The sequence below is a fragment of the Enterococcus malodoratus ATCC 43197 genome (assembly GCF_000407185.1).
GTDB lineage: Bacteria > Bacillota > Bacilli > Lactobacillales > Enterococcaceae > Enterococcus_A > Enterococcus_A malodoratus.
The window spans coordinates 146861-166592 of the sequence record NZ_KE136484.1; the positions used below are offsets into that span (position 1 = coordinate 146861).

At 40.4% G+C, this 19732-nt stretch carries 25 protein-coding genes; 13 read left to right on the top strand and 12 right to left on the bottom strand.

Annotated elements, in window-relative coordinates; genetic code table 11:
* Window positions 1–72: 72 nt before the first annotated feature.
* The 4 genes from I585_RS21470 to I585_RS21485 all read left to right on the top strand — a co-directional run bounded on the left by I585_RS21470 (window position 73) and on the right by I585_RS21485 (window position 3648).
* On the top strand, window positions 73–939 hold the full coding sequence (locus I585_RS21470) for an aldo/keto reductase (protein WP_010741260.1): 867 nt from the start codon (window positions 73–75) through the stop codon (window positions 937–939).
* 30 nt (window positions 940–969) lie between these two features.
* Window positions 970–1587: an NAD(P)H-binding protein gene (locus I585_RS21475; protein ID WP_010741259.1), complete on the top strand. Its 618-nt coding sequence runs from the start codon at window positions 970–972 to the stop codon at window positions 1585–1587.
* A 115-nt stretch (window positions 1588–1702) separates the two neighbouring features.
* Window positions 1703–2257 (top strand): flavodoxin, encoded by a 555-nt coding sequence (locus I585_RS21480; protein ID WP_010741258.1) that lies wholly within the window; start codon window positions 1703–1705, stop codon window positions 2255–2257.
* Window positions 2258–2346: 89 nt separating this feature from the next.
* Window positions 2347–3648, top strand: coding sequence for an MFS transporter (locus I585_RS21485; RefSeq protein ID WP_010741257.1), 1302 nt, complete (start codon window positions 2347–2349; stop codon window positions 3646–3648).
* A gap of 49 nt (window positions 3649–3697) precedes the next feature.
* Here the strand turns inward: I585_RS21485 and I585_RS21490 are convergent, their stop codons facing one another.
* The 3 genes from I585_RS21490 to I585_RS21500 all read right to left on the bottom strand — a co-directional run bounded on the left by I585_RS21490 (window position 3698) and on the right by I585_RS21500 (window position 5727).
* Complete coding sequence (locus tag I585_RS21490) at window positions 3698–4030, bottom strand: hypothetical protein (protein ID WP_010741256.1); 333 nt, start codon at window positions 4028–4030, stop codon at window positions 3698–3700.
* Window positions 4031–4152: 122 nt separating this feature from the next.
* Entirely contained in the window at window positions 4153–4695 is a 543-nt protein-coding gene (locus I585_RS21495) for a GNAT family N-acetyltransferase (RefSeq protein ID WP_010741255.1), read from the bottom strand.
* A 171-nt stretch (window positions 4696–4866) separates the two neighbouring features.
* Window positions 4867–5727: an Rpn family recombination-promoting nuclease/putative transposase gene (locus I585_RS21500; protein WP_010741254.1), complete on the bottom strand. Its 861-nt coding sequence runs from the start codon at window positions 5725–5727 to the stop codon at window positions 4867–4869.
* A gap of 290 nt (window positions 5728–6017) precedes the next feature.
* Between I585_RS21500 and I585_RS21505 the strand changes: the two genes are divergently transcribed.
* From I585_RS21505 to I585_RS21520, 4 genes are all read left to right on the top strand, one after another.
* Complete coding sequence (locus I585_RS21505; protein ID WP_010741253.1) at window positions 6018–6992, top strand: MerR family transcriptional regulator; 975 nt, start codon at window positions 6018–6020, stop codon at window positions 6990–6992.
* Between the two features lie 159 nt (window positions 6993–7151).
* Window positions 7152–7430 carry a hypothetical protein gene (locus I585_RS21510; RefSeq protein WP_010741252.1) on the top strand — a complete coding sequence of 93 codons (279 nt, stop codon included), beginning with the start codon at window positions 7152–7154 and terminating at the stop codon, window positions 7428–7430.
* A gap of 32 nt (window positions 7431–7462) precedes the next feature.
* Window positions 7463–8233 carry a Cof-type HAD-IIB family hydrolase gene (locus tag I585_RS21515; protein ID WP_034709647.1) on the top strand — a complete coding sequence of 257 codons (771 nt, stop codon included), beginning with the start codon at window positions 7463–7465 and terminating at the stop codon, window positions 8231–8233.
* A 14-nt stretch (window positions 8234–8247) separates the two neighbouring features.
* Window positions 8248–9174 (top strand): LacI family DNA-binding transcriptional regulator, encoded by a 927-nt coding sequence (locus tag I585_RS21520; protein WP_010741250.1) that lies wholly within the window; start codon window positions 8248–8250, stop codon window positions 9172–9174.
* 102 nt (window positions 9175–9276) lie between these two features.
* On the opposite strand, the gene I585_RS23295 is transcribed toward I585_RS21520, so the two are convergent.
* The 6 genes from I585_RS23295 to I585_RS21545 form a co-directional block, all read right to left on the bottom strand.
* On the bottom strand, window positions 9277–9357 hold the full coding sequence (locus tag I585_RS23295; RefSeq protein ID WP_111945109.1) for a type I toxin-antitoxin system Fst family toxin: 81 nt from the start codon (window positions 9355–9357) through the stop codon (window positions 9277–9279).
* A gap of 128 nt (window positions 9358–9485) precedes the next feature.
* Window positions 9486–10070, bottom strand: coding sequence for a DUF2922 family protein (locus I585_RS21525; RefSeq protein WP_010741249.1), 585 nt, complete (start codon window positions 10068–10070; stop codon window positions 9486–9488).
* A gap of 47 nt (window positions 10071–10117) precedes the next feature.
* Window positions 10118–10501 carry a hypothetical protein gene (locus I585_RS21530; RefSeq protein ID WP_010741248.1) on the bottom strand — a complete coding sequence of 128 codons (384 nt, stop codon included), beginning with the start codon at window positions 10499–10501 and terminating at the stop codon, window positions 10118–10120.
* A gap of 66 nt (window positions 10502–10567) precedes the next feature.
* The gene (locus I585_RS21535; protein ID WP_010741247.1) at window positions 10568–10780 is read right to left on the bottom strand and encodes a DUF2922 family protein; all 213 of its coding nucleotides are present in this window, start codon (window positions 10778–10780) and stop codon (window positions 10568–10570) included.
* Window positions 10781–10806: 26 nt separating this feature from the next.
* On the bottom strand, window positions 10807–11022 hold the full coding sequence (locus tag I585_RS21540) for a hypothetical protein (protein ID WP_010741246.1): 216 nt from the start codon (window positions 11020–11022) through the stop codon (window positions 10807–10809).
* 289 nt (window positions 11023–11311) lie between these two features.
* A complete protein-coding gene (locus I585_RS21545) occupies window positions 11312–12028 on the bottom strand; it encodes a hypothetical protein (protein WP_010741245.1) in 717 nt (238 codons plus the stop codon).
* A 537-nt stretch (window positions 12029–12565) separates the two neighbouring features.
* Between I585_RS21545 and I585_RS21550 the strand changes: the two genes are divergently transcribed.
* From I585_RS21550 to I585_RS21570, 5 genes are all read left to right on the top strand, one after another.
* Entirely contained in the window at window positions 12566–13681 is a 1116-nt protein-coding gene (locus I585_RS21550) for a tyrosine-type recombinase/integrase (protein ID WP_010741244.1), read from the top strand.
* Between the two features lie 353 nt (window positions 13682–14034).
* A complete protein-coding gene (locus tag I585_RS21555) occupies window positions 14035–14826 on the top strand; it encodes a WxL domain-containing protein (protein ID WP_010741243.1) in 792 nt (263 codons plus the stop codon).
* A 74-nt stretch (window positions 14827–14900) separates the two neighbouring features.
* The gene (locus tag I585_RS21560) at window positions 14901–15971 is read left to right on the top strand and encodes a WxLIP family cell surface protein (RefSeq protein WP_010741242.1); all 1071 of its coding nucleotides are present in this window, start codon (window positions 14901–14903) and stop codon (window positions 15969–15971) included.
* Window positions 15968–16399: an LPXTG cell wall anchor domain-containing protein gene (locus tag I585_RS21565; protein WP_010741241.1), complete on the top strand. Its 432-nt coding sequence runs from the start codon at window positions 15968–15970 to the stop codon at window positions 16397–16399. The genes I585_RS21560 and I585_RS21565 overlap by 4 nt, the downstream gene beginning before the upstream one ends.
* Window positions 16396–17115 carry a hypothetical protein gene (locus tag I585_RS21570; RefSeq protein WP_010741240.1) on the top strand — a complete coding sequence of 240 codons (720 nt, stop codon included), beginning with the start codon at window positions 16396–16398 and terminating at the stop codon, window positions 17113–17115. The genes I585_RS21565 and I585_RS21570 overlap by 4 nt, the downstream gene beginning before the upstream one ends.
* A 45-nt stretch (window positions 17116–17160) precedes the next feature.
* Here I585_RS21570 and istB read toward each other — a convergent pair whose 3' ends face one another.
* The 3 genes from istB to I585_RS21585 form a co-directional block, all read right to left on the bottom strand.
* Complete coding sequence (istB, locus tag I585_RS21575; RefSeq protein WP_003129321.1) at window positions 17161–17922, bottom strand: IS21-like element helper ATPase IstB; 762 nt, start codon at window positions 17920–17922, stop codon at window positions 17161–17163.
* 10 nt (window positions 17923–17932) lie between these two features.
* Entirely contained in the window at window positions 17933–19159 is a 1227-nt protein-coding gene (istA, locus tag I585_RS21580; RefSeq protein WP_010741239.1) for an IS21 family transposase, read from the bottom strand.
* Between the two features lie 78 nt (window positions 19160–19237).
* A complete protein-coding gene (locus I585_RS21585; protein ID WP_010741238.1) occupies window positions 19238–19492 on the bottom strand; it encodes a hypothetical protein in 255 nt (84 codons plus the stop codon).
* Window positions 19493–19732: the final 240 nt, after the last annotated feature.

The following is a 19732-nucleotide window of genomic DNA, read 5'->3' on the forward strand; positions in this document are numbered from 1 at the left end:
TTTTTAGTTGCTATGGAGTGAACTCCAAGGTTTAGGATAGGTCATGTAATCAAGTTAGAGGAGGAAAAATAAATGCAAACAATCAAATTGAACAATGGTGTAGAAATGCCGCAGCTAGGATTCGGAGTGTATCAAATTCCATTAGCTGAAACAGCAGAAGCCGTTTATCAAGCGATTCAAGCAGGTTATCGATTGATCGATACCGCATCTGTCTATGGCAACGAGAAGGAAACCGGGGAAGGAATCAAACGAGCAATCGATGAAGGTCTCGTTACCCGTGAAGAACTTTTTGTCACGTCTAAACTGTTTATCTTACAAGCACCTGAAGCTAAGGCCGCTGAAACTATTGAACAATCATTAACTGTAATGGGCTTGGATTATTTGGATCTTTACTTGATTCACCAACCTTATGGCGATACTTATGGCGCGTGGAGAGCGATGGTTGCTGCACAAAAAGCCGGAAAATTACGAGCAATCGGCGTATCCAATTTCAAATCAGCGAAAATGATTGAGTTCGTCGGCTTGAATGAAGTAAAACCGCAAATCAACCAAATCGAAGTAAATCCTTGGAATCAACGAATCGAAGACCAAGAATGGCATGAAAAATACGGTGTGCAAATAGAAGCATGGGCACCATTTGCGGAAGGACATCATGAACTATTCACCAATCCAGTTTTAGCAGAAATCGGCGCACAATATGGCAAATCAGTTGGGCAAGTCGTTCTTCGCTGGTTGATGCAACGGGGAATCGTCGCTTTGGCGAAATCCGTTCGACCTGAACGGATGGCGGAAAATATTGATGTCTTTGATTTCGAATTAACGAAGGAAGACATTGAGAAAATCGCAAGCTTGGATATGAAGGAATCAGCTTTCTTCGATCATGATGCACCGCAACAAGTAGAGTGGTTCATGAATCGGATGCTAGATACCGAGAAATAAGTCGCAGGATTTGAAAGAAGGAAACGTAAAATGAACGTACTGATCATTGGCGCAGGCGGACAAATTCCAGAGGTGTTGATTCCGCTATTACAAGAGCAATCGGATCTGAAGCTGACACTCTTCGGTCGGAATGCCGACAGCTTACCTTATGAAAATGTAACGAAGGTGACTGGCGATGCCGGAAAGTTAGCCGATTTAGTAAAAGCAATGGCGCATCAAGACGTTGTTTACATGAATTTTGATAATAAAAAGATTACCGAAGTTGTGATAGAGGCGATGCACAAAACGGGTGTGAAGCGCATTATCCAAGCAGGTGTGTTAAGTGTCTACGGCGAAGTCGCTGAACCTTTCGCCGCTTGGAATAGTCGAATGATGGGCGGAAGCATCGCGCATAATCGCGGGATTGAAGCCCTAGAAGCAAGTGATCTGGCGTACACCTATATGCGGATGACTTGGTTATACAACGGCACCCGAAGTGATTATGTCGCAAGTCCAAAAGGTGAACCCTTTTTAGGTGCTCAGATTACGAGACGGGCGATCGCACAATTTGTCGTGGATAATATCACTGGCAAACGGAATGATATCAAAGCCAGCATTGGTTTATGGGAACCCGGATCAGAAAACAAAGCGAAACCAGATTTTTATTGATTTCTCTGATGGATGTTGGCTGATGAATGACTAGGCTGTGGCATAGCAGTTCTTTGCGCTGTGCCATGGCCTTTTTGTGAACGGAAGGGACTCTGAAAGCGGGGAAATACATACGATGAACAAGAAACGCATCTTGATATTATTAGCGTTCACGGCGGCCGTTGGCGGGATTTTTATCAGCCAATCAAGGGGAGAAAAGGAAGCGTTAGACATGAAAAAAACAAAAACATTGATCGTGTACTATTCACGAACTGGAAACACTAAAGTCGTCGCGGAATTGATCCAAGACAAAGTAGGCGGTGATTTAGCACAGATCGAAACGAAACAGGAGCGGCCTTCAAACTACCGAGAAGAAGTCTCGCAGAATGAACGAGAACAAAATGAAGCTGTACTGCCAGAGCTAAAGACAGCTATTCCTGATTTTGAAAGCTATGATCGAATCTTCATTGGCGCTCCTACGTGGAATATGGCGTTGCCGCAAGCAGTGATCACCTTCATGGATCGCCATGATTTTACTGGGAAAACAGTGATCCCGTTTAACACCAATGGCGGTTACGGCGCAGGATCAAGTTTTGAACAGATCAGGACTGGCGCTAAGGGAGCGAGAACCCTTGAAGGTTTTTCAAGTGGAAGGCGGCAGAGAAACGGATGGCGTCTTGCTGGATATTGAAGGGCAAAGAAAAACAGAAGTCTCGCGGGAAATAGCTGTATGGTTAGAAAAAATCGGACAATGAACGAAATAGAAAGAAGTTAAACAATTTGAATAAACAGAAATTTGGTATGATTTTACCGATTACATTGCTCGCGTATTTTTTGATATTAATGGATAACTCGATTATTTTTACGAGCTCTGTACAGATTGGAAAGAGTTTAGGGCTATCTGCCGCCGCGCTTTCGTGGGTATCTAGTGCCTACACGCTGACGTTTGGGGGCTTTTTACTTTTAAGCGGGCGCCTCTCAGATCTATTAGGGAGAAAACGCATCTTTTTAGTTGGACTGATTATTTTTGGGGTCAGCTCATTGATCATCGGATTATCTCAAACACCGGAGATGGTCATCGCGATGCGGGCTGTGCAAGGGATCGGCAGCTCCATTATTGCGCCAACGACCTTAGCCTTGATTATGGATGCTTATAAAAATAATATGCGGCAACGGGCCATTTCGTACTATGGCGCGACGGCTGGGATCGGTTCGAGTGTGGGCTTATTAGTAGGTGGTGGCCTGACGAGTCTCATTTCTTGGCGAGCAGGTTTTCTGATCAATGTACCTTTTACGTTGATCTTGTTCTTCCTGACTTTACGATTTGTGGAGAACTCTGAAAGGAAAAAAGAAACGATCGATTACCTCGGAAGTCTTCTATCGATTGTAGGTTTGATTGGAGTTATCTATGGTTTCACTGAAGGAAAGGGGCTATTCGTCCTTGCGGGGATCATTATTCTAGGACTGTTCATTATGCATGAACGAAGCACGTCTTTCCCGCTTTTGCCATTATCACTATTTAAGAATAGAATACGCTCCGGCGCCTATGTGGCGCGCCTTTTATTCATGATGGCGATGCTGCCGTTTTGGTTCTTTTTGCCGCAGATGATGCAGAGTCAGTACGGCTTTTCTGCCTTACAATCAGGGATGGCTTTCTTGCCGCTTACGATCGTGAACTTTATCGTAGCGATGCAGCTGCCGCAATTAACGGCTCGATTTGGCAATAATAAGATTTTATTGGTTGGGGAGATTATTTTGGCGGTCGGTTTAATCCTGTTGGCATTCTCTAATACAGCGAATGGCTATTGGGCCGCCATTCTTATTCCGATGCTGATACTTGGTTTAGGTCAGGGCTTGATTTTGGCACCAGTTACCTCAGCGGGTGTCCATGAAGCGCCGCCCGAACTGGCGGGTATCGCCAGCGGTGTGACCAATACGATGCATCAAATAGGCGGACCAATCGGTTTGTCCTTGATCGTCTCAATTACGAACAACTTTCAAACGGAGATTTGGCTGATGGCACTATTCACCGTCATCTCAGTCGTGGTAGTCGCTGTATTTGTTCGTTCGAATAATGGATAAAAGAGACACAAAAACCAGCTAGATAATTGCTCTAGCTGGTTTTTGCGTATTAATTATTATTAACGATTTTTTGGATTTCTTCTGCAAGCTGACGGATCACATTCGGCGCACTTTTACGATAGTCTTCGATGAATGACCCCGACAAGCTGCTGACGGTACCGACCTCTTTGTTCATGATGTCAAAAACAGCGAGGGTCTGATCTTCCGGCTGCCATTTTAGTTTCCAATAGGGTCCTTCTAGGTCGCCATCAAGGATTTGCTGCCCATTATCCAGCACAGCTTGGCGAATCACTTCTTCTTCGGTAATGTCTTTGCCTTCGCCTCTTAGATAGTTCAACTTTTGTTCGATTTCATACATATTTTCGGGAACTAATGAATACATTTTTTATGGTCTCCCTTTCTCACACTTTCGCGAGGGTTTATTTTCTTCAGTTATACTCAAATTCCCGCGAATCTGCAAAGAAAAACCCTTATACCAAAGTTTGGTATAAGGGTCTGAACGTTCTATTCTCTCCAATATTCCGGCTGCATAAAGGCATCGCAGCAACGCACTGTTCCAGCATACTGATCAATTGGAAAATCAGAGTCTAAAGCTTGAACCATCCACGCATCTTCTTTTCCTTTTTCAACAGGGTAGGGAGCTTGGAAGCCCATTGGCAAAGCGGGTTTGAATCCATGCTTTGGATAATAGTCGATATGTCCTAAGACAAAGACTAGCTCAACCTGTTCAGCTTTCAACAGACGCAGGCCTTCTCTGATCAGCAGACCGCCGATTCCTTGCTTCTGATAATCCGGTACAACGGCTAATGGACCAAGGATCATGACGGAAAGCTGTGCTTGATTCGCAATCACGGCCTTCGTAAAAAGGATGTGACCGACCGCTTTATCCTCATCGTAGGCCAAAAGAGACAGCAGTGGTTTTGCGCTGGAATCCGCTAATAGCTTCTCAGTCAGATCCGCCTCGTCCAATTCTCCGAAGGCACGTTTTTCGACTTGATAGATGGTTTCGTTATCTTCCGACGTTGTTTCTCGAATAGTGATGTTCATTGTTTTGCTCTCCTTATTAAATGAATTTTTTCATCTGAGTTAAGAGCAAATCACCAGTAATAAACACAAGTTAGTCAAACAAGAACCTCCTTTGCTTTGATACCTTCATTTTAGAAGAAGCAGCGAGTAAGAACAAGGGATAATCCAAACTCGAAATTTAGGTGTACGAAGCTAATCACGGGAATCTTTGAGCTTTTTGATTTCCTCAATAGGCAAGTCAGTAGCCTTGGCTATTTGTTCTATAGGAAAATTCATGTTAATTAAGTTAAGCGCTACTTCATAATGGCCTTTCTCAATTCCTTCCATCCGAGCGGTGGAGATCACGGCATCATTAATGGCTTTTGATTTATCGATTTTCATGATCATTTCTTTTTCCTCCGTTCCAAGAGTGTAATAATCGACTTTGCGTTTGGCTTCTTTAATATAGTCAGAGGCATTATCGTGAACGTTACCAGTCTTTAAGAAGTACTGCCAGTGATAGATAGCACTTTGCTTTTCTCTATTTTTATTTTTTAAGCCGAAGAAGCATAGGATCAGCAGCTCCTTTTTATTGGTTCCAAGAAATGATTGATGAGTCTGATCATTCAATAAACGAAAAATTTGTAAGGCATCTTGCTTCTGATCGAATAAATGGAAATCAACGATATTGATTCCATAGGCCGGGCGCAAGGCGGAAAAATTATTGTCTCGGATGAAGTCATTTGTTTCGAGATTGCCAAAGGGACTGCAAAAAGCTTCGGCCAAGTAAAAGAGCGAGCGTTCACAGAAATAAGCGTGCGGCTGAATCTGGCACTCGATTGTCGCGTGGCTGCCATCTTCTCCAGTGGCTAGAATATCCACTTCTGTTCTCATTAGGTCCATTTCTTCAAACGATTTTTTATAACTGTCAATATGATACGTTTCTTTTGGCGTAAGTGTCTGGAACTCGATGCCCAGCAGGTCTTTGACGAAAGCTTTTAGGATATGCGGGGAATCTTCAGAGGTCAGCATCTTCTTGAATAATAGATCATTCGTAGGTAAATATGTTTGCATTCTTTCACACCTTTCAGCTAGAAAACTTACATGCTGAATGGTTTTTCTCGCCTCAATTATAGCATGGCCTATCAGCAGTGTTCAAAGTTCTTTCACTCTAAGATACGTAAAAGAACCCACTTGAAGTGCAACAGGGTTTATAAATTTGAGCAGAGACAATCTAAGGGAGAGGAAGATTGTCGCACCGCGAATGTAGCAGGTCTCCTCAGACCCATTACCAAAAAAATCTTGACTCTTCCTTTGGGTAAGAGTTCATAATAAAAGCAGGTCATGGGAAGAGGAGATGAAGGATGAATAATTTAGTGAAGATCAGGGACGTTTCCAGTAAGTACAATATCACAGCACGGGCGTTGCGCTATTATGAGGACATGGGCTTACTGAACAGTACTCGCAGCGAGGAATCGGCGTATAGAATGTACGACGAAAGTGCGGTTAGGCGAATCGAGCAAATTCTTATTTTGCGAAAATTGAATATCAGTATCAAGGATATTCAGCGGATTTTTAAGGCATCTGGATCTGATGTTGTTTTAGAAGTATTAGGGAAAAAAGTAGAGAATATCGATGATGAGGTATCTTTACTGAATGAATTGAAAACGATTGTGCTTGATTTTATCGAGGAAATAGAACGAATGAATTTTTCTGATAATGCGGATATCAAGCAATTATATGACAAGGCAAAAGATATAGAGACACAAATCGTCAATGTAGACTATATTGGAAAGCCGGCGAACATCAATCGCTTGATCGAAATTACGGATAAGTTGGATAAAAAAGTTCCAGACGTGATGGTTATAAGAATTCCTCCGTTTAGAGCGGTAACATCGGGAAAACAAACGTTTGAAGACATCTTTAAAAAGGGCGGTTATATGTTCCAGCTATGGCAGCATTTTCCTTTATATCGTCCGGTGATCTTTGATTGTTTAGATTTTATGCTGCTAAATGAAGACAAGGCTACTATGATCTGCGCAGTCAAAGACGGGGTCAGCGAAGCAGATGTGCATCCGCTTAAACTGATTGATTTTCCTGGCGGCTTGTATGCAATGGCAGTCAGCATTGATGAGGACGACGAGAGTATCCAAAAAGTTCAGGACAAAATCTTTCAATGGGTCGAAAGTACAAACTTCGAGGTTGATACGACGCGCAGCTTTATGTTCAACATGCCTTATTTAGATGAGGAAAATGAGTATCAGCAAGATATCGAAAAGGGACTAGGCTATAGACAAATGCAACGATATGTCCCGATAAAATTGAAAGAAGAATTGTAGAAAAACTAATCATAGATAATCAACACCTGCGGGACATAAGCCGCAGGTGTTTTTATATGGTTCGAGGCAAAGTGAAAAAAGTGTCGTGAACTCCCTTGCATTGCAATGGGTTTCATAAATTAGACTAGAAGTAGCAGGAAGACAAAAGGAGGGTTTCAGATGAACTCAGTAGTAGAAATCACGGACATGTTGGGCATTGATTATTATTATGTTTCAGTAGCGATTGTGGGAAATACGCTGCTGCTGGAAAAGCCAAAGGGAATGGTTGCTAAGAACATCAAACGGCGGATCAATTTGTCCGAGATTGACGATGTTTGTATCATACAGGAAAAGGGCGTCAGCAAGTTTGCCATTTTTTATGATCGAAACTGGTATACGTTTATTGATTATGGGAACCATGTCGTGTCTTATTTAAAAGAGGCGCTGGTTTTCAGCTAGGAAAGTAGGGATAGGGAGTGAATGCTTCGACGATGAAGAAAAAAATGGTTGTTTTTGATATTGATGGTACACTGTTAGGGAGTAAGAAGAACGTCCCTTTCTCCACACTTGAAGCATTGACGCGGTTGAAGCAGCAAGGGCATACCTTGTTTGTAGCGACAGGCAGAAGTTTATTGTACGCTAAACCGATTATTCAGCTGCTGGGTTTTCAAAATTATATCGTCTGCAACGGTGCGATCGGATTCATTGAACATAAACAAACATTCGGCAGCGAACTAGCCGCCGATGATCTGTTTAGCCTATTGGACAAGTTCTCTCAGCTAGAGATAGACTCGGTCATTGTTACCTTGAATCAATTGCATCGTGTGTCTAGTTTTGATTTGGGAAAAATGCGCGAGGCTATGAGCTATGTCGGTGGATCATTGCCACCTCTGCACGACAAAAAAGAAGAACTTGTTTACCAGGTTCTGGCCTTTTACGATCACACGGTGGAGCAGAAGATCGAACCGCATTTTTCTAAGTTTGACTTTGTTCGCTGGCATGAAGCTGGGGTGGACATCATTCCGGCTGGCGTGTCAAAGGCAGCGACTATCTTGGAGTTAGCTGAACAGATGGGGTTTGTAAAAGAAGATATTGTCTCTTTTGGTGATGGCTTGAATGATCGGGAAATGCTGCAAGCTTCAGGAATCGGTGTGGCGATGGGCAATGCTTCGCTGGAGGTAAAGGGATGCGCGGATATGGTCACGGATACGAACGATGATGACGGTATTTTTAACGCGCTAAAAAGACTATCACTTATTTGATGAGGAGTTTGTTTATGGTAACGATCAATGAATTGGCCAAGCTTTCAGGATATTCGACCACGATGATTTCCCGTGTCGTCAACAATTATCCCTATGTGGATGAGGAAAAAAGACAGGAAATTTTGAAGCTGATCAAAGAGCTGAATTATCGTCCGAATTCGATCGCCAGAAATTTAAGCATCGGGAAAACCTACAATATCGGGGTGATCATTCCATCCCTCCAGCGTCCTTATTTTGAGCAGATGGTTAGTGGCATAGCCGAAGAAGCCTTTAAACACAATTATAAGGTCACGCTTTTGCCTACGAACTATGATCGGGAAACAGAACTGAGCTACTTGGAGGATTTCTCTACCAAACAATACGATGGCCTCTTTATTACTTCAAAGGTAAATAGTCTACAGAAGATACTTGAATACCAGCAATACGGACCATTGATCTTTTGTGAATCGGTCCCGGATGAAGAGGTAGCGAGTGTTTCGATTGATCGAGAGCAAGCCTTCATGGATGCGATGGCCTATTTCTTTGAACACAACATCAAAAAGATCGGTATGACCGTGGGCAGAAATGAACGCTACAGCAATAGTACGAAGCTCTTTTTACAGTTAGCGAAGGCCAATTTCGACTCCTTCGATGAATCAAGTGTTGTGCGCAACTGTCGGACCTATGAAGATGGCTATCGAGCCGGTCAATTCTTCTATGAGAACAATCAAGTAGACGGCATCCTCACAAACGGCGATGAAGTCAGCGCGGGCATCTATGATTTTTACCGCGGCAAAAAGACCCCGCTGATCATTGGGCAGGACAATCTACTAGCCAGCAAGCTTCTGAACCTTTCAACGATTGATTATCATCTGTCGAAAAGCGGTCGTGAAGCCTTTCGGCAATTTATCGAAAATAGAAAAGATAAGATCATGATCGAACCTACCTTAATAAAACGATAAGCTGAGAAATAGAAAAGAGGGCAGATGCTCTCTTTTTTGTTTCCATTCTATATGTAAGCACCTGCGGCGAAAATGGCCGCAGGTGTATTTACGTTTCAGTCGTCACGGATCATGCCCGCTCAACCAGTGGTTGACGAGGGCAATGATCAGCCCCACAAAGAGTGGCGCGAGGACATATCGCATGAGCTCACTCAAGTTTTCATCACCTCCTCTCCAATCAATCTGGAGGGTGACGACGTGAGCGGGTACCTACGCGCAGTTCGTTAGAGAAAGGCAGAATTTAGCTGTGGAAATCATGGGGAAACCACGCTTTATGAGTCAATATCCGGGTCGTCCTTATTCCTATTTTTATTTCTGCGAAACCAATTGAGCAGACTGGGTTTAGTTCTCACCGAGTCTTGGGCTTGCCGCGGTGGCGGTTGATCTGAAGGGCTTTCAGCAGAATCTTCTTCAATATTTATCGTGCGTATTTCTCCGATTTGTGTCGCATTTTTTGTTAATAAATAGGGGCTAATTCTCGGTTCTGAAGAAGGTTCTGGAGTTATACCCACCTTATCCACAGGGGTCGCTTTGTAAAAATAGATTTCCCCAGACTTTTCCACATTATCCACAGGTTCTGTGTGTGGAAAAGGCGCTATTTTTGGTATAGCTGGTTTCTTGCTGATCGGTTGCTCCGCCTCATCATCAAAAATCGTTGTTTCAATGGTCGTTACAGTCTTGGCAGTAACCACAGAATCAAATAGTTTTACGCCATCTTTTTCAAAAATATCTAAGTTCGTCAGTAGTTCGCAAGCTTCTTTGATCTCTGGTCCTGACAAAGTAGTGTCCACATCTTTGTACGTCCAGTCATGATTTTTTCCTTCCCCGTTCAGGAAGGTCACGATTAAGTTTGCCATTGCCTATTCTCCTCTCTATCTTTCTTTGCGCAGGTCATTCGTATCTATCAAGGTTCGTTTGTTTCATCAGGACGGACAGCTGAGACTAAGGAACGGGCGATGGACATAACTTTCTCACCAAAACTTCTAACAGTGAATAATCGTAAACGCAGTGAACGCCATTCCGGTGCCATGAAGTAATCTTGGAAGTAGTAAAAGAACCGCTTCATAGTCCGGGTCGCTTTGGTATTCATGAACAGGTAGCGGACAAGATCCTTCAAAATGTGAGCAAACTCTTGCGCACCGAGCTGATATCTCACGCGTAACGTCAGGATATATTGGATCGTTAAACTGCTATTTTGAGTTTGATTATAAAAATTGGTGATTCTTGTTTCTAAGGTCTTTGGTTTCAAATTAAACAATTGTCGGCACGACAAGAGCTGCTCATTCATAGATTTTCCTCCTCCTTTTAAGGAAGGAGCACGGCTGCTGCGCCGCGGCTCCTTAAATGCTGTTGATTAAAAAATAATTGTTTCCACAGTTTCGACATACTTGGCGCTGACGACTTCGTTAAAAAGCTTTTCGCCGTCCTTTTCAAATAGATGCAGCAGAGTGAATCTTTCTAAGATGCCGCGAATTTCTTCGGTTGATTTGCCTTCACCAGGATCAGCGTAGCTCCATGTTTGAGAGCGGCCGACGCTGGTTTTAAAGATCGCTACAATTTTCTTCACGTTTATTTCCTCCTCTTTTTTTCTAATTAGTTACTTGATTTCGTTACTCGCGATTGACTAGTGACGATCACGCCATCGAGCAAGGTACCGTCTTTGTCTAAATCTTTCATGATCTCACCTAATGTGATGATTTCATTTTCGTCAGGATCATCGACGATATTTTGGAAAGTCACTTTCTTTAATTTCTGTACGCCTAGTTGTGATAGGTGGACTTGTAATTTGGTGCCTAATTTTTGAATCATTCTTCAACGCCTCCATGTTTTGTATTTTTGTTCCGGCCGGTGACTAAAAGATAGCGGATTTAAAAAAATAAATCGAACCGCAATTTCGATCTCAACGGTTCAATTTCGAACGTTTAGGGCTTAGAAACGTTGAGTTTTCGTTTCGAATGTTCGAAGTTGGACAGTCAAAATCGAAATTGGTCTTTGACTTGTCTCAGCGAAAAGAAGTATAGTGAAGGTTTTGCTTCTAAAAGGGGCTGAAGGATATAAAAATAGCCGGATGAACGAGTCATCCAGCTATTTGTGTGCCTTATTGCCAATTTTCCCAATGAAGATCTTGCGGATTTTTTTCTAATTTTTCGAAATAATGAAGGAAGCGTGCGCGTTGGTAGCGGCGATGAATCTCATATTTACAGGTGACAAACTTTTTAAGTAAGGGACGTTTGACCAGACTCCGTCCAAAGGAAGTGTTGGGAATCTTCAAGTAGTCCATCGGCCGACTAGAAAGATCAGAGGTATCTTGGCGAATCGCTGCCAAGACTCCACAAGCAATCTCAGACCGTAAAAGAGCATAGTAGCGTTGAACAGGCACCATCAGTTTTATCCCGTTCAACAATTGCGCATAATGAAGACCGCCCAATTCATAGATATTTTCTATTTTGAGGGGATTGATCCAGATACTTTGTCTGACTCCTTCTAATGGACACAAGGTAAAATTCGGACAAGCCCAGGGGAATTTGTATCTCCCAAAGGCACCAATATCTTTAAGAACAGAAGACAGAACAGGGTACTCGGGAAGACAGTGAGCGAAAGAGAATTGCTTTAAAGCATTTAGAGCTGTTTCATTTGTAGTATAAAAACCGCTGTCAGAAATGATCAGTACACCCGAGCGATCAGGCATGGGAACAATGCAGATAATCTCCTGAATCTCCAATGGATCATAAATATCCGTAACAGAAAGAAAAGCGTCCCACATCGGATTCCAACATCTGTAATCCAAAATATCCTCAATATTAATTTCATTCATTTTAACTCCTCCTTATAAAAGCGCTTAATTGTGGTTCTAAAACAACTATACGATAAAAAATTTTTTTGAGATGGTGTTATTTTTTATTTGAAAAAAAGAAAAACAAAAAAACGGCTTTTGCGAATTATTAAATAAAATAGAAAAATTAATCCTTATTTTTATTTATAAAAAATATGAAAACTATTTTTGACATGAAAAAAGGCATTTTCTCAACGTTTTAGAGAAAATGCCTTCATTTATTTAGGTGATATTTGATTGCTATGGATGTTATTTTCATTTAAATTATTACATAGTCTGATTAAAACTAGGAATAAAATTCTTTCTAAAAAACAATTATCTAATAAAAAAATGAATTGATTTGTTTTTATTATATGATAACGCATAAGAATAATCAATATATAGTTTTAATTTATTAAAAAAAGACATTTTTAATATTCTATTAACAGAGAATCACATTAAAAAGAAGTGGATTAGAGCTGAAATCGTTTAAAGTAACGAGATATTTACCGTCAATTAAGCCGTCAGGAGGAAGAAATTATGCGAAGAGGAGAAAATATTTACAAACGAAAGGATGGACGTTGGGAAGGCCGCTACAAAAAGGGCTATAAAACCAACGGACAGATCAAATATGGCTACATTTATGGAAAAGCTTTTCAAGAGGTACGAATCAAACTCTATTCATTGAAAGCCCACTATCATACGCAGCAAGAAATCTACGGGGATGCCTGTATTCCTCTAGAGGAATGGGGAAAACTTTGGTTACAAGAAATACAAAAAGAGGTAAAACCTTCTACGTATAGTTCGTACCAATATAAACTATTTAACTACGTTTTTCCCTTTATTGGGCATTTCTATTTAAATGAGTTAAACGAAGAAATCGGAAAAAGAGTCGTCACGGAATGGTTTAAACGAGGATTGCAGCTTTCTACGATGCAGGTAATTTTACGAGTCATGAACCAATGCTTAAGCTATGCGAAAGAAAAAAATAAGGTAAAGGAGAATCCCTTTTTATCAATTAAATTGCCAAAAGCAAGTAACAAGAAAATTCGCTCATTAACCAAAAAGGAGCAATCCAACCTTGAGAAAATGGCGTTAAAGGAGAAGAAAGATCACGGCTTACCAACTTATCTAGCATTGTATACAGGACTTAGGATCGGAGAAATCGCTGCTTTACAATGGAGCGATATTGATTTTGATCGTAACTTAATCCATGTGAATCGTACTTATCAGCGAATCGCATTAAGCCTGAAAGATCAAAAAACACAATTAGTCATTGGTTCTACCAAGACCGATTCCGGTACACGTTCAATTCCAATGAGTAAATCATTAAGACGAGAACTATTAAAACACCAACGACGAGCCAAAGGGAGATTTGTATTCTCCACAAACAATCATCCAATGGAACCACGGTTGTTAACCTATCATTTCCATCAATTACGAAAGAAATGCGGATTAGAGGAGATTCATTTCCATCAACTACGCCATACCTTTGCGACACGTTGTTTAGAAGTACAAAGCGATATCCTATCTGTTAGCGCAATGCTGGGACACGCTTCGACAAAGCTAACCCTAGATACCTATGCAGACTCAATGATGGAGCAGCGGATAGAGGATATTTACCGAATGGAGATCGCTAATAGACAACATAAATAAATAGCGAACGTTTTTTTAAAAGAATTTCCCTTTATTGGCGTACTCCTTTTTGCTCTCCGAAAGTAAGCGCTTACTAAAGATTATTAAGTAATAATTTATTTTTTTTTCGAAAAATTATAAAAAAGAATTCGGTAAAATTCACAAACAAAGCCAAAAGCCGTCAGTTACCGTCAATCACTATAGATAAACGTTGTTATATCAACGTTTATAGGCCGATTCCTAGTTTTAATCAAAACTGGAAAAGAAATCTTGAATCAGCTTAGAATTTTACCTATTGTTCTTATTTTAGTATCAAATGTATCGTATGTACATTTTTGATATACAAAATTAAATTATTTTAAGGAGAGAAAGAGATGAATAAGAAGAAATTAGTAACGGGTTTATTGAGCACAGCACTTTTGGGCAGCATCTTGGTTACTACTGCATCACCGGCAGAAGCAACAGATTATAAGGGACAGTCGAATGGGTCAATAAAGTTTAAGTCAGGAGGATTAGTTACTCCTCCGATTGATCCACCAATTGTTCCACCGGTTACTCCGCCAACTGGTGATTTTGGTTTGTTATATGTACCGAAAGAATTTAACTTCGCGGAAACAGCAGTACCAACAAGTGTTGTTACGACAGATACAATCATTCCGATTGATACGAACTGGGAAGGCACTCCGGCCAGCAACACAGGCGGGACGGGCGGCACCAATACTGCAACGAAACATTTTGCGGTTGGAGATGTTCGTGGGACACGTGCTTCTGGTTGGAGATTGGAAGCGAAATTAACGGGCGATTTAGCGGTTAGCGCGAGTAAAAAATTAGATGGGGCAACAATTACAATGACTCAAGGGATCAATAAGTTGACACCCGCAACACCGCCAACGAATCCATGGACATCAACACCAACATCTCTTAGTTTTGATGCGCACACACCAGATAGTATGACTACATCAGTAGAATTGAAAAAAGCAAGTACGTTAATTATGAGCGCCTCTGGAGAAACGAATCCTGGCGATGCGGATGGTCGTGGGGAGGGCTATTGGCAAGGAGAATTTACCACTATCAACTTAAAGATTCCAGCAATACCAATGAACAAAGTAGCTGCAGGTGAACAGTATACGGGTACAATTGACTGGACATTAACCGATTCGATTTAAAATAGATTAGACAGAAAAAATAGGTTGAAGATGAGCCAATTATTTTCAACCTATTTCTATTAAGAGGAGTCCGGATGAAACAGACGAAAGTTATCATATGTCTCTTGCTAGGTGCATTGACCTTTTTCGGTGGAACCGCTTATGCCGAGAAGACGAGTGAAACGCAAGGAATGACTGAAAATGAGAAACGAGCAGGCTTTACCGTTCAGGGTGTTCTACCTGAAAACCAGATCAATGATCGAATCAGTTTCTATCATTTGTTGGTTCAACCGGGAGCAGCACAAACGGTTGAAGTCAAGATTTTCAATAGTTCTGCGGAGAAACAAACCTATAAAGTAGAGGTCATTCGAGCAGCGACCAACAAAAATGGGTTGATCACCTACGATGAACGAGACAAGCCAGCCGATAAAAGTATGAAGCTGCCGATTACAGAGATTACTAAACCTAAAAATAAGGAAGTCAGTGTGGAGGCCTATTCGGAAGGCAAAGCCGAGATTGACATAAATGTTCCTGCTGAACCGTTTTCCGGCATCACTTTGGGAGGTATCCGCATTTCATTGAAAGATGAAAAAGAAGACGAAGCGGATCAAGGTATGTCAGTGAAAAACACCTATGGGTACGCGATCGGGATGATTTTGACAGAGGATGCGAATACGCCGATTTATGGAGAAACGGAGTTGAAATTGTCTTCATTAAAACCGGAAGTTGATTATGGCAGTAAGGTTCTTGAAGCATTGATCCAAAATCCTCATCCTGAAGCAATGGAGAATTTAGAAGCGGAAGGGAAAATCACCAAAAAGGGCAGCGATAAAGTAATTGCGAAGCATGCCGTCAAACCGGTCAAAATAGCGCCGAACTCGATCTTTCCTTTTCAAATTGATTGGGGAATGCAAGAGGTCGCAGCAGGTGATTATACCTTCACTGGGAAAATCAAAGGGGAAACAAAAAGCTGGGATTTCAAAGAGGATTTCACCATCACCAGAGAAATGGCGAAGAAGATGAATAAACAAACAGCCTTTCGCGTGTTTATCCCTGAATGGTGGACGAAGACATTCTATGGCGTGCTGGTAGTGACTGTGATTCTGGTGCTGTTCTTAATGTTACGTCTCATCAAGCGAAAGAAAGCGAAGGAGGGAGACGAGTGAAGAAAAAAATCGGGTTTTATGTAGCCGCCGTACTATTTTGCCTAAGTGTCAGCTGTGCGTCGGTATTAGCAGCAAGTCATGAAGGACAATCACCAGTTGGTGTCGGATTTTATGATCCCACTAGTACAAGCAGTTCGACCGAACCAACAACTAGCACGACAACTTCAACTACTAGTTCAAGTAGCACCAGTCCTACAACAGATTCAAGCTCCACTGTCGAATCTAGTAGGAAAGGGCAAGTCTTACCGGTAACAAATACTAGAGCTGGAAGCAGTGGCGGAGGCTATTGGGATTATATTACCGATACTGCCAGAAAAGTCTTACCGCAAACAGGAGAATTTATCAGTAAGAATATTGCTCTGCTAGGTATGGGAATGGTTATCCTTGTTTTCTTCTATTTGAGAAAGAATAGGAGGAAGAAGGTATGAAGATGTTAAAAGAATGGGGTTTGAAGATTGGTTTTTTAATTTTGATTTCAAGTATTATAGGAATTGCGCAAGAAGTACAGGCAGCTCCGCGCATCCCCTTCAACGAGCATGTTGGTATTGAATTTGATATTAAAAAATATGACGGGACACCATATAAAGATGCACAAGTACTAGTAGATCTTAAGGAGGAGTCTAGTAAGCCAACCGTGGTAAATAATTTTTTGGAGATAGGTGGGGTATCTACAAAAGATGTTTTGATAACTTCAACAAATGGCCACTATGTTCATAATTATGGGTTATTTGACATGGGATCCGTATTTTATTATCCTCCCGTTTGGACTGATCATAGTTTCCACTATGCTTATTATACAAACCTTCGTTTATTACCAGGAAGGCATATTAAGAAACTCGAAGTAGGCGATTATTATTATCTGATAAAGACTTGGTATTATGATAAATCATATAACTATACTAAATTTGTCGATAATGATAGAGTTTTGAACTCCCCTTCACAAAAAATTGTTTCTCTAGCTAATGGGGCATTCCTTTATAAAGATGAGAATCTTTTGACAGGGTACCATGATCGTCCGCAAGTTGAATTCGGGGGTATTTCGATGAGTACTTGGCGAGATGAATCTAATACTTATCAAAATACATCAACAGATACCTTTGGTCGAAATATCTCCTTTATCGTAACTCCCTGTCAAGGGCCATAATAAAATGTTGGTTTTGGGCCATTGAAATTGTAGGTAGTTTTCTCTTTATCGTTTCGTTTCTTTTCCTTTCGTTTCACTATAACTTTTCATTCGATAGGAAGGTCCTGTAATTTGAATAATTTTAGAATGATGGACCAATCGGTCCAATAAAGCATTAGTCAATTTCTTATTACCAAAAATTTCGGACCATTGAGACAGAGGAATATTCGTTGTAATAATCGTTGATTTTCTTTCGTATCGCATATTAATTAGTTGAAACAGTAAGTTAGATCCTTCTTTTGAGAAGGGGAGATACCCGACTTCATCAATAATTAATACAGAATAGCTCGCATATTTTTTGAGCATGGTATCACTTGTCCCACGTTTATGTGCCCGGATAAGTCGATTAACCAGTTCTGTACTAGTGATAAATAAACAGCTCTGCCCTCTATCAATACACTCTAAACCAATTGAAACGGCTAAATGAGTTTTTCCAACACCGCTATTTCCAATGAATAAAAGGTTGTCATACGTGTCTAAAAAGCGTAATGTCACTAAATCTTGAATTTCACTTTTTTTGATTTTGGGTTGAAAATCAAAGTTAAAATCATGAAGGCGTTTATGATAGGGAAACATTGCCCGTTTTAAAATTTTTCTTTGGGTCTCCTTTCTACGATAGCTAATTTCTTGATGTGTTAATTCAAATAAAGAATCAACTAGAGATTGTTCATTTTTAGCTACTTCATCTAAATGGGCAGGTAAAATTTCTTTGATACAGGTAAGATTTAAATCTGATAATTGATTTAATAACTGATGGTAATTTGACATATGAGCCTCCTTATAATTCATCGTAAGCATCTAAATTTTCTTCTACAAAGCGCTCCAACTCTTCGTCTTCTAAGTATTTGAAGACATCAGATCGAAGAATCTCAAGAGAGTCATCACGTTGATAATTTAAGGTTTTTTTGCTTAATGGGTGCGAGCGAATACATTGATGGCCATACCAAATGAATAGACTGTCCTTACGGACATCTAAAGTTACCTCTTTACCAATATATTTCACGGGAACAGAATACTTTGAGTTTTGATATTGGACCATGGATTCAATGGAAACTTTTCTAATTACGTGTTGGGTTCTAGAAACATATCTGACTAATTCTAAACGATTGAAAGGACGCAACACCGATTGTTCATCTATAAGAAGCTTAGAGGGATGATTATTCACTGCTTGAGAACGTTCATTATTTAAGTCATTCATAAACTCATAGACGATTCGTTTTAGCTCCTGCTCATTTTCAAACTCGTAGTTAAAGACCATTAAGCGGTTAACAGTACGAGCTAAAGCTTCAACTTTGCCTTTGGTTTGTGGACGAAAAGGGCGACAAGCAATCGGATTGAATCCAGCATCTTTAGCAAATTGACGAAATTTTTCGTTAAAAACGGTTTGACCAAATTGGCTTTTACTTCTATCAACAACTGTTTTCATATTGTCAAACCAAATTTCTTGAGGAACACCATTCCCGCAGTACTCAAACGCATTGACCAAACAATTGAAGACATTCGCTTGGGTTCGATCAAAGGTTACCTCTAAGTATTTCATGCGAGAATAGCCTAGAATATATAGAAAAAGATTGAAGTAAAAGACTTCACCATGTTTACTCACCATCTTAATATTTTCTTTCCAATCGACTTGAGCAGAAAGACCTGGCGTCGTTTCAATTCGAATGGTTGCCTTTTTTACACGCTTTTCTCGATAGTTCCGACAATATCGTTTGACGGTGGTATAGCCACCTTGATATCCTTTTTTCTTAATAAAATAATAAATTGAAGAAGCGGAACAGCTTAACTCCATTTTATCTTTAATAATTTCTTCAAAACCGCTTAATAAAAGAGGAGCAGAAGATTGTCTCTTTTTGATCTGTTCTACTTCCCCTTTAGTTCCAGCTTCATAGTAACGCTTGACTGTTCGGTAATCACAATTATATTGCTTGGCCATGGCTGCATAGTTAGGTTGAATATCGTTCATAATGTGTCGTAAGACTCCTTCTAAGACATCTTTTCGCATGAGTCACTCTCCTTGAATGGTTTCATGAAAAAGAATATCAGATTTTAAATCTAACCTACATTTTCGATGGCCCTTTTCCTACATTTTATCGTGGCCCTTTACAGCATTGGATTTAAGCTCCGATCGAATTTGAATGATTCCGGTCTTTTCAATTAGGATAAACTTCTCAATATTTTGATATTCAACAAAATGCTGATTAATCGTTGAAATCGTCTCTTTTACAGCTCTTTTAGAAATAGATAGATTTTGTGAAATCTCATCAGTAGAGGTTTCACTTTTGTTTATTACATAAAATAACACCATTAATTCTCTTTTTAAATAATTTGATAACAACCAACCCTCTCCCTTCATCAAATACAATTATTGTATATCGTTGTACAAAAACTCTAGATAGCTAGTACTCCTTATCCCATGGTAACATACAGTTATTGATGTGAGTATGTAAAATAAACATTTGATTTTTTTACAGATGAATATTGCCTTTCCTTTACTAGTTTAATCACATTGAGCTAGTTTTTTTTAATAATAAAGAAAACAAATGTTTATTTTACTTAATGCCGCATCAAGGAATAC

Coding starts and splice junctions, on each gene's coding strand:
- I585_RS21555 (WP_010741243.1), top strand. CDS start 14,035: ATGAATAAGAAGAAATTAGTAACGGGTTTATTGAGCACAGCACTTTTG.
- I585_RS21540 (WP_010741246.1), bottom strand. CDS start 11,022: ATGATTCAAAAATTAGGCACCAAATTACAAGTCCACCTATCACAACTA.
- I585_RS21510 (WP_010741252.1), top strand. CDS start 7,152: ATGAACTCAGTAGTAGAAATCACGGACATGTTGGGCATTGATTATTAT.
- I585_RS21505 (WP_010741253.1), top strand. CDS start 6,018: ATGAATAATTTAGTGAAGATCAGGGACGTTTCCAGTAAGTACAATATC.
- I585_RS21560 (WP_010741242.1), top strand. CDS start 14,901: ATGAAACAGACGAAAGTTATCATATGTCTCTTGCTAGGTGCATTGACC.
- I585_RS21480 (WP_010741258.1), top strand. CDS start 1,703: ATGAACAAGAAACGCATCTTGATATTATTAGCGTTCACGGCGGCCGTT.
- I585_RS21570 (WP_010741240.1), top strand. CDS start 16,396: ATGAAGATGTTAAAAGAATGGGGTTTGAAGATTGGTTTTTTAATTTTG.
- istB (WP_003129321.1), bottom strand. CDS start 17,922: ATGTCAAATTACCATCAGTTATTAAATCAATTATCAGATTTAAATCTT.
- I585_RS21530 (WP_010741248.1), bottom strand. CDS start 10,501: ATGAATGAGCAGCTCTTGTCGTGCCGACAATTGTTTAATTTGAAACCA.
- I585_RS21490 (WP_010741256.1), bottom strand. CDS start 4,030: ATGTATTCATTAGTTCCCGAAAATATGTATGAAATCGAACAAAAGTTG.
- I585_RS21495 (WP_010741255.1), bottom strand. CDS start 4,695: ATGAACATCACTATTCGAGAAACAACGTCGGAAGATAACGAAACCATC.
- I585_RS21475 (WP_010741259.1), top strand. CDS start 970: ATGAACGTACTGATCATTGGCGCAGGCGGACAAATTCCAGAGGTGTTG.
- I585_RS23295 (WP_111945109.1), bottom strand. CDS start 9,357: ATGCGATATGTCCTCGCGCCACTCTTTGTGGGGCTGATCATTGCCCTC.
- istA (WP_010741239.1), bottom strand. CDS start 19,159: ATGCGAAAAGATGTCTTAGAAGGAGTCTTACGACACATTATGAACGAT.
- I585_RS21525 (WP_010741249.1), bottom strand. CDS start 10,070: ATGGCAAACTTAATCGTGACCTTCCTGAACGGGGAAGGAAAAAATCAT.
- I585_RS21550 (WP_010741244.1), top strand. CDS start 12,566: ATGCGAAGAGGAGAAAATATTTACAAACGAAAGGATGGACGTTGGGAA.
- I585_RS21545 (WP_010741245.1), bottom strand. CDS start 12,028: ATGAATGAAATTAATATTGAGGATATTTTGGATTACAGATGTTGGAAT.
- I585_RS21520 (WP_010741250.1), top strand. CDS start 8,248: ATGGTAACGATCAATGAATTGGCCAAGCTTTCAGGATATTCGACCACG.
- I585_RS21515 (WP_034709647.1), top strand. CDS start 7,463: ATGAAGAAAAAAATGGTTGTTTTTGATATTGATGGTACACTGTTAGGG.
- I585_RS21470 (WP_010741260.1), top strand. CDS start 73: ATGCAAACAATCAAATTGAACAATGGTGTAGAAATGCCGCAGCTAGGA.
- I585_RS21500 (WP_010741254.1), bottom strand. CDS start 5,727: ATGCAAACATATTTACCTACGAATGATCTATTATTCAAGAAGATGCTG.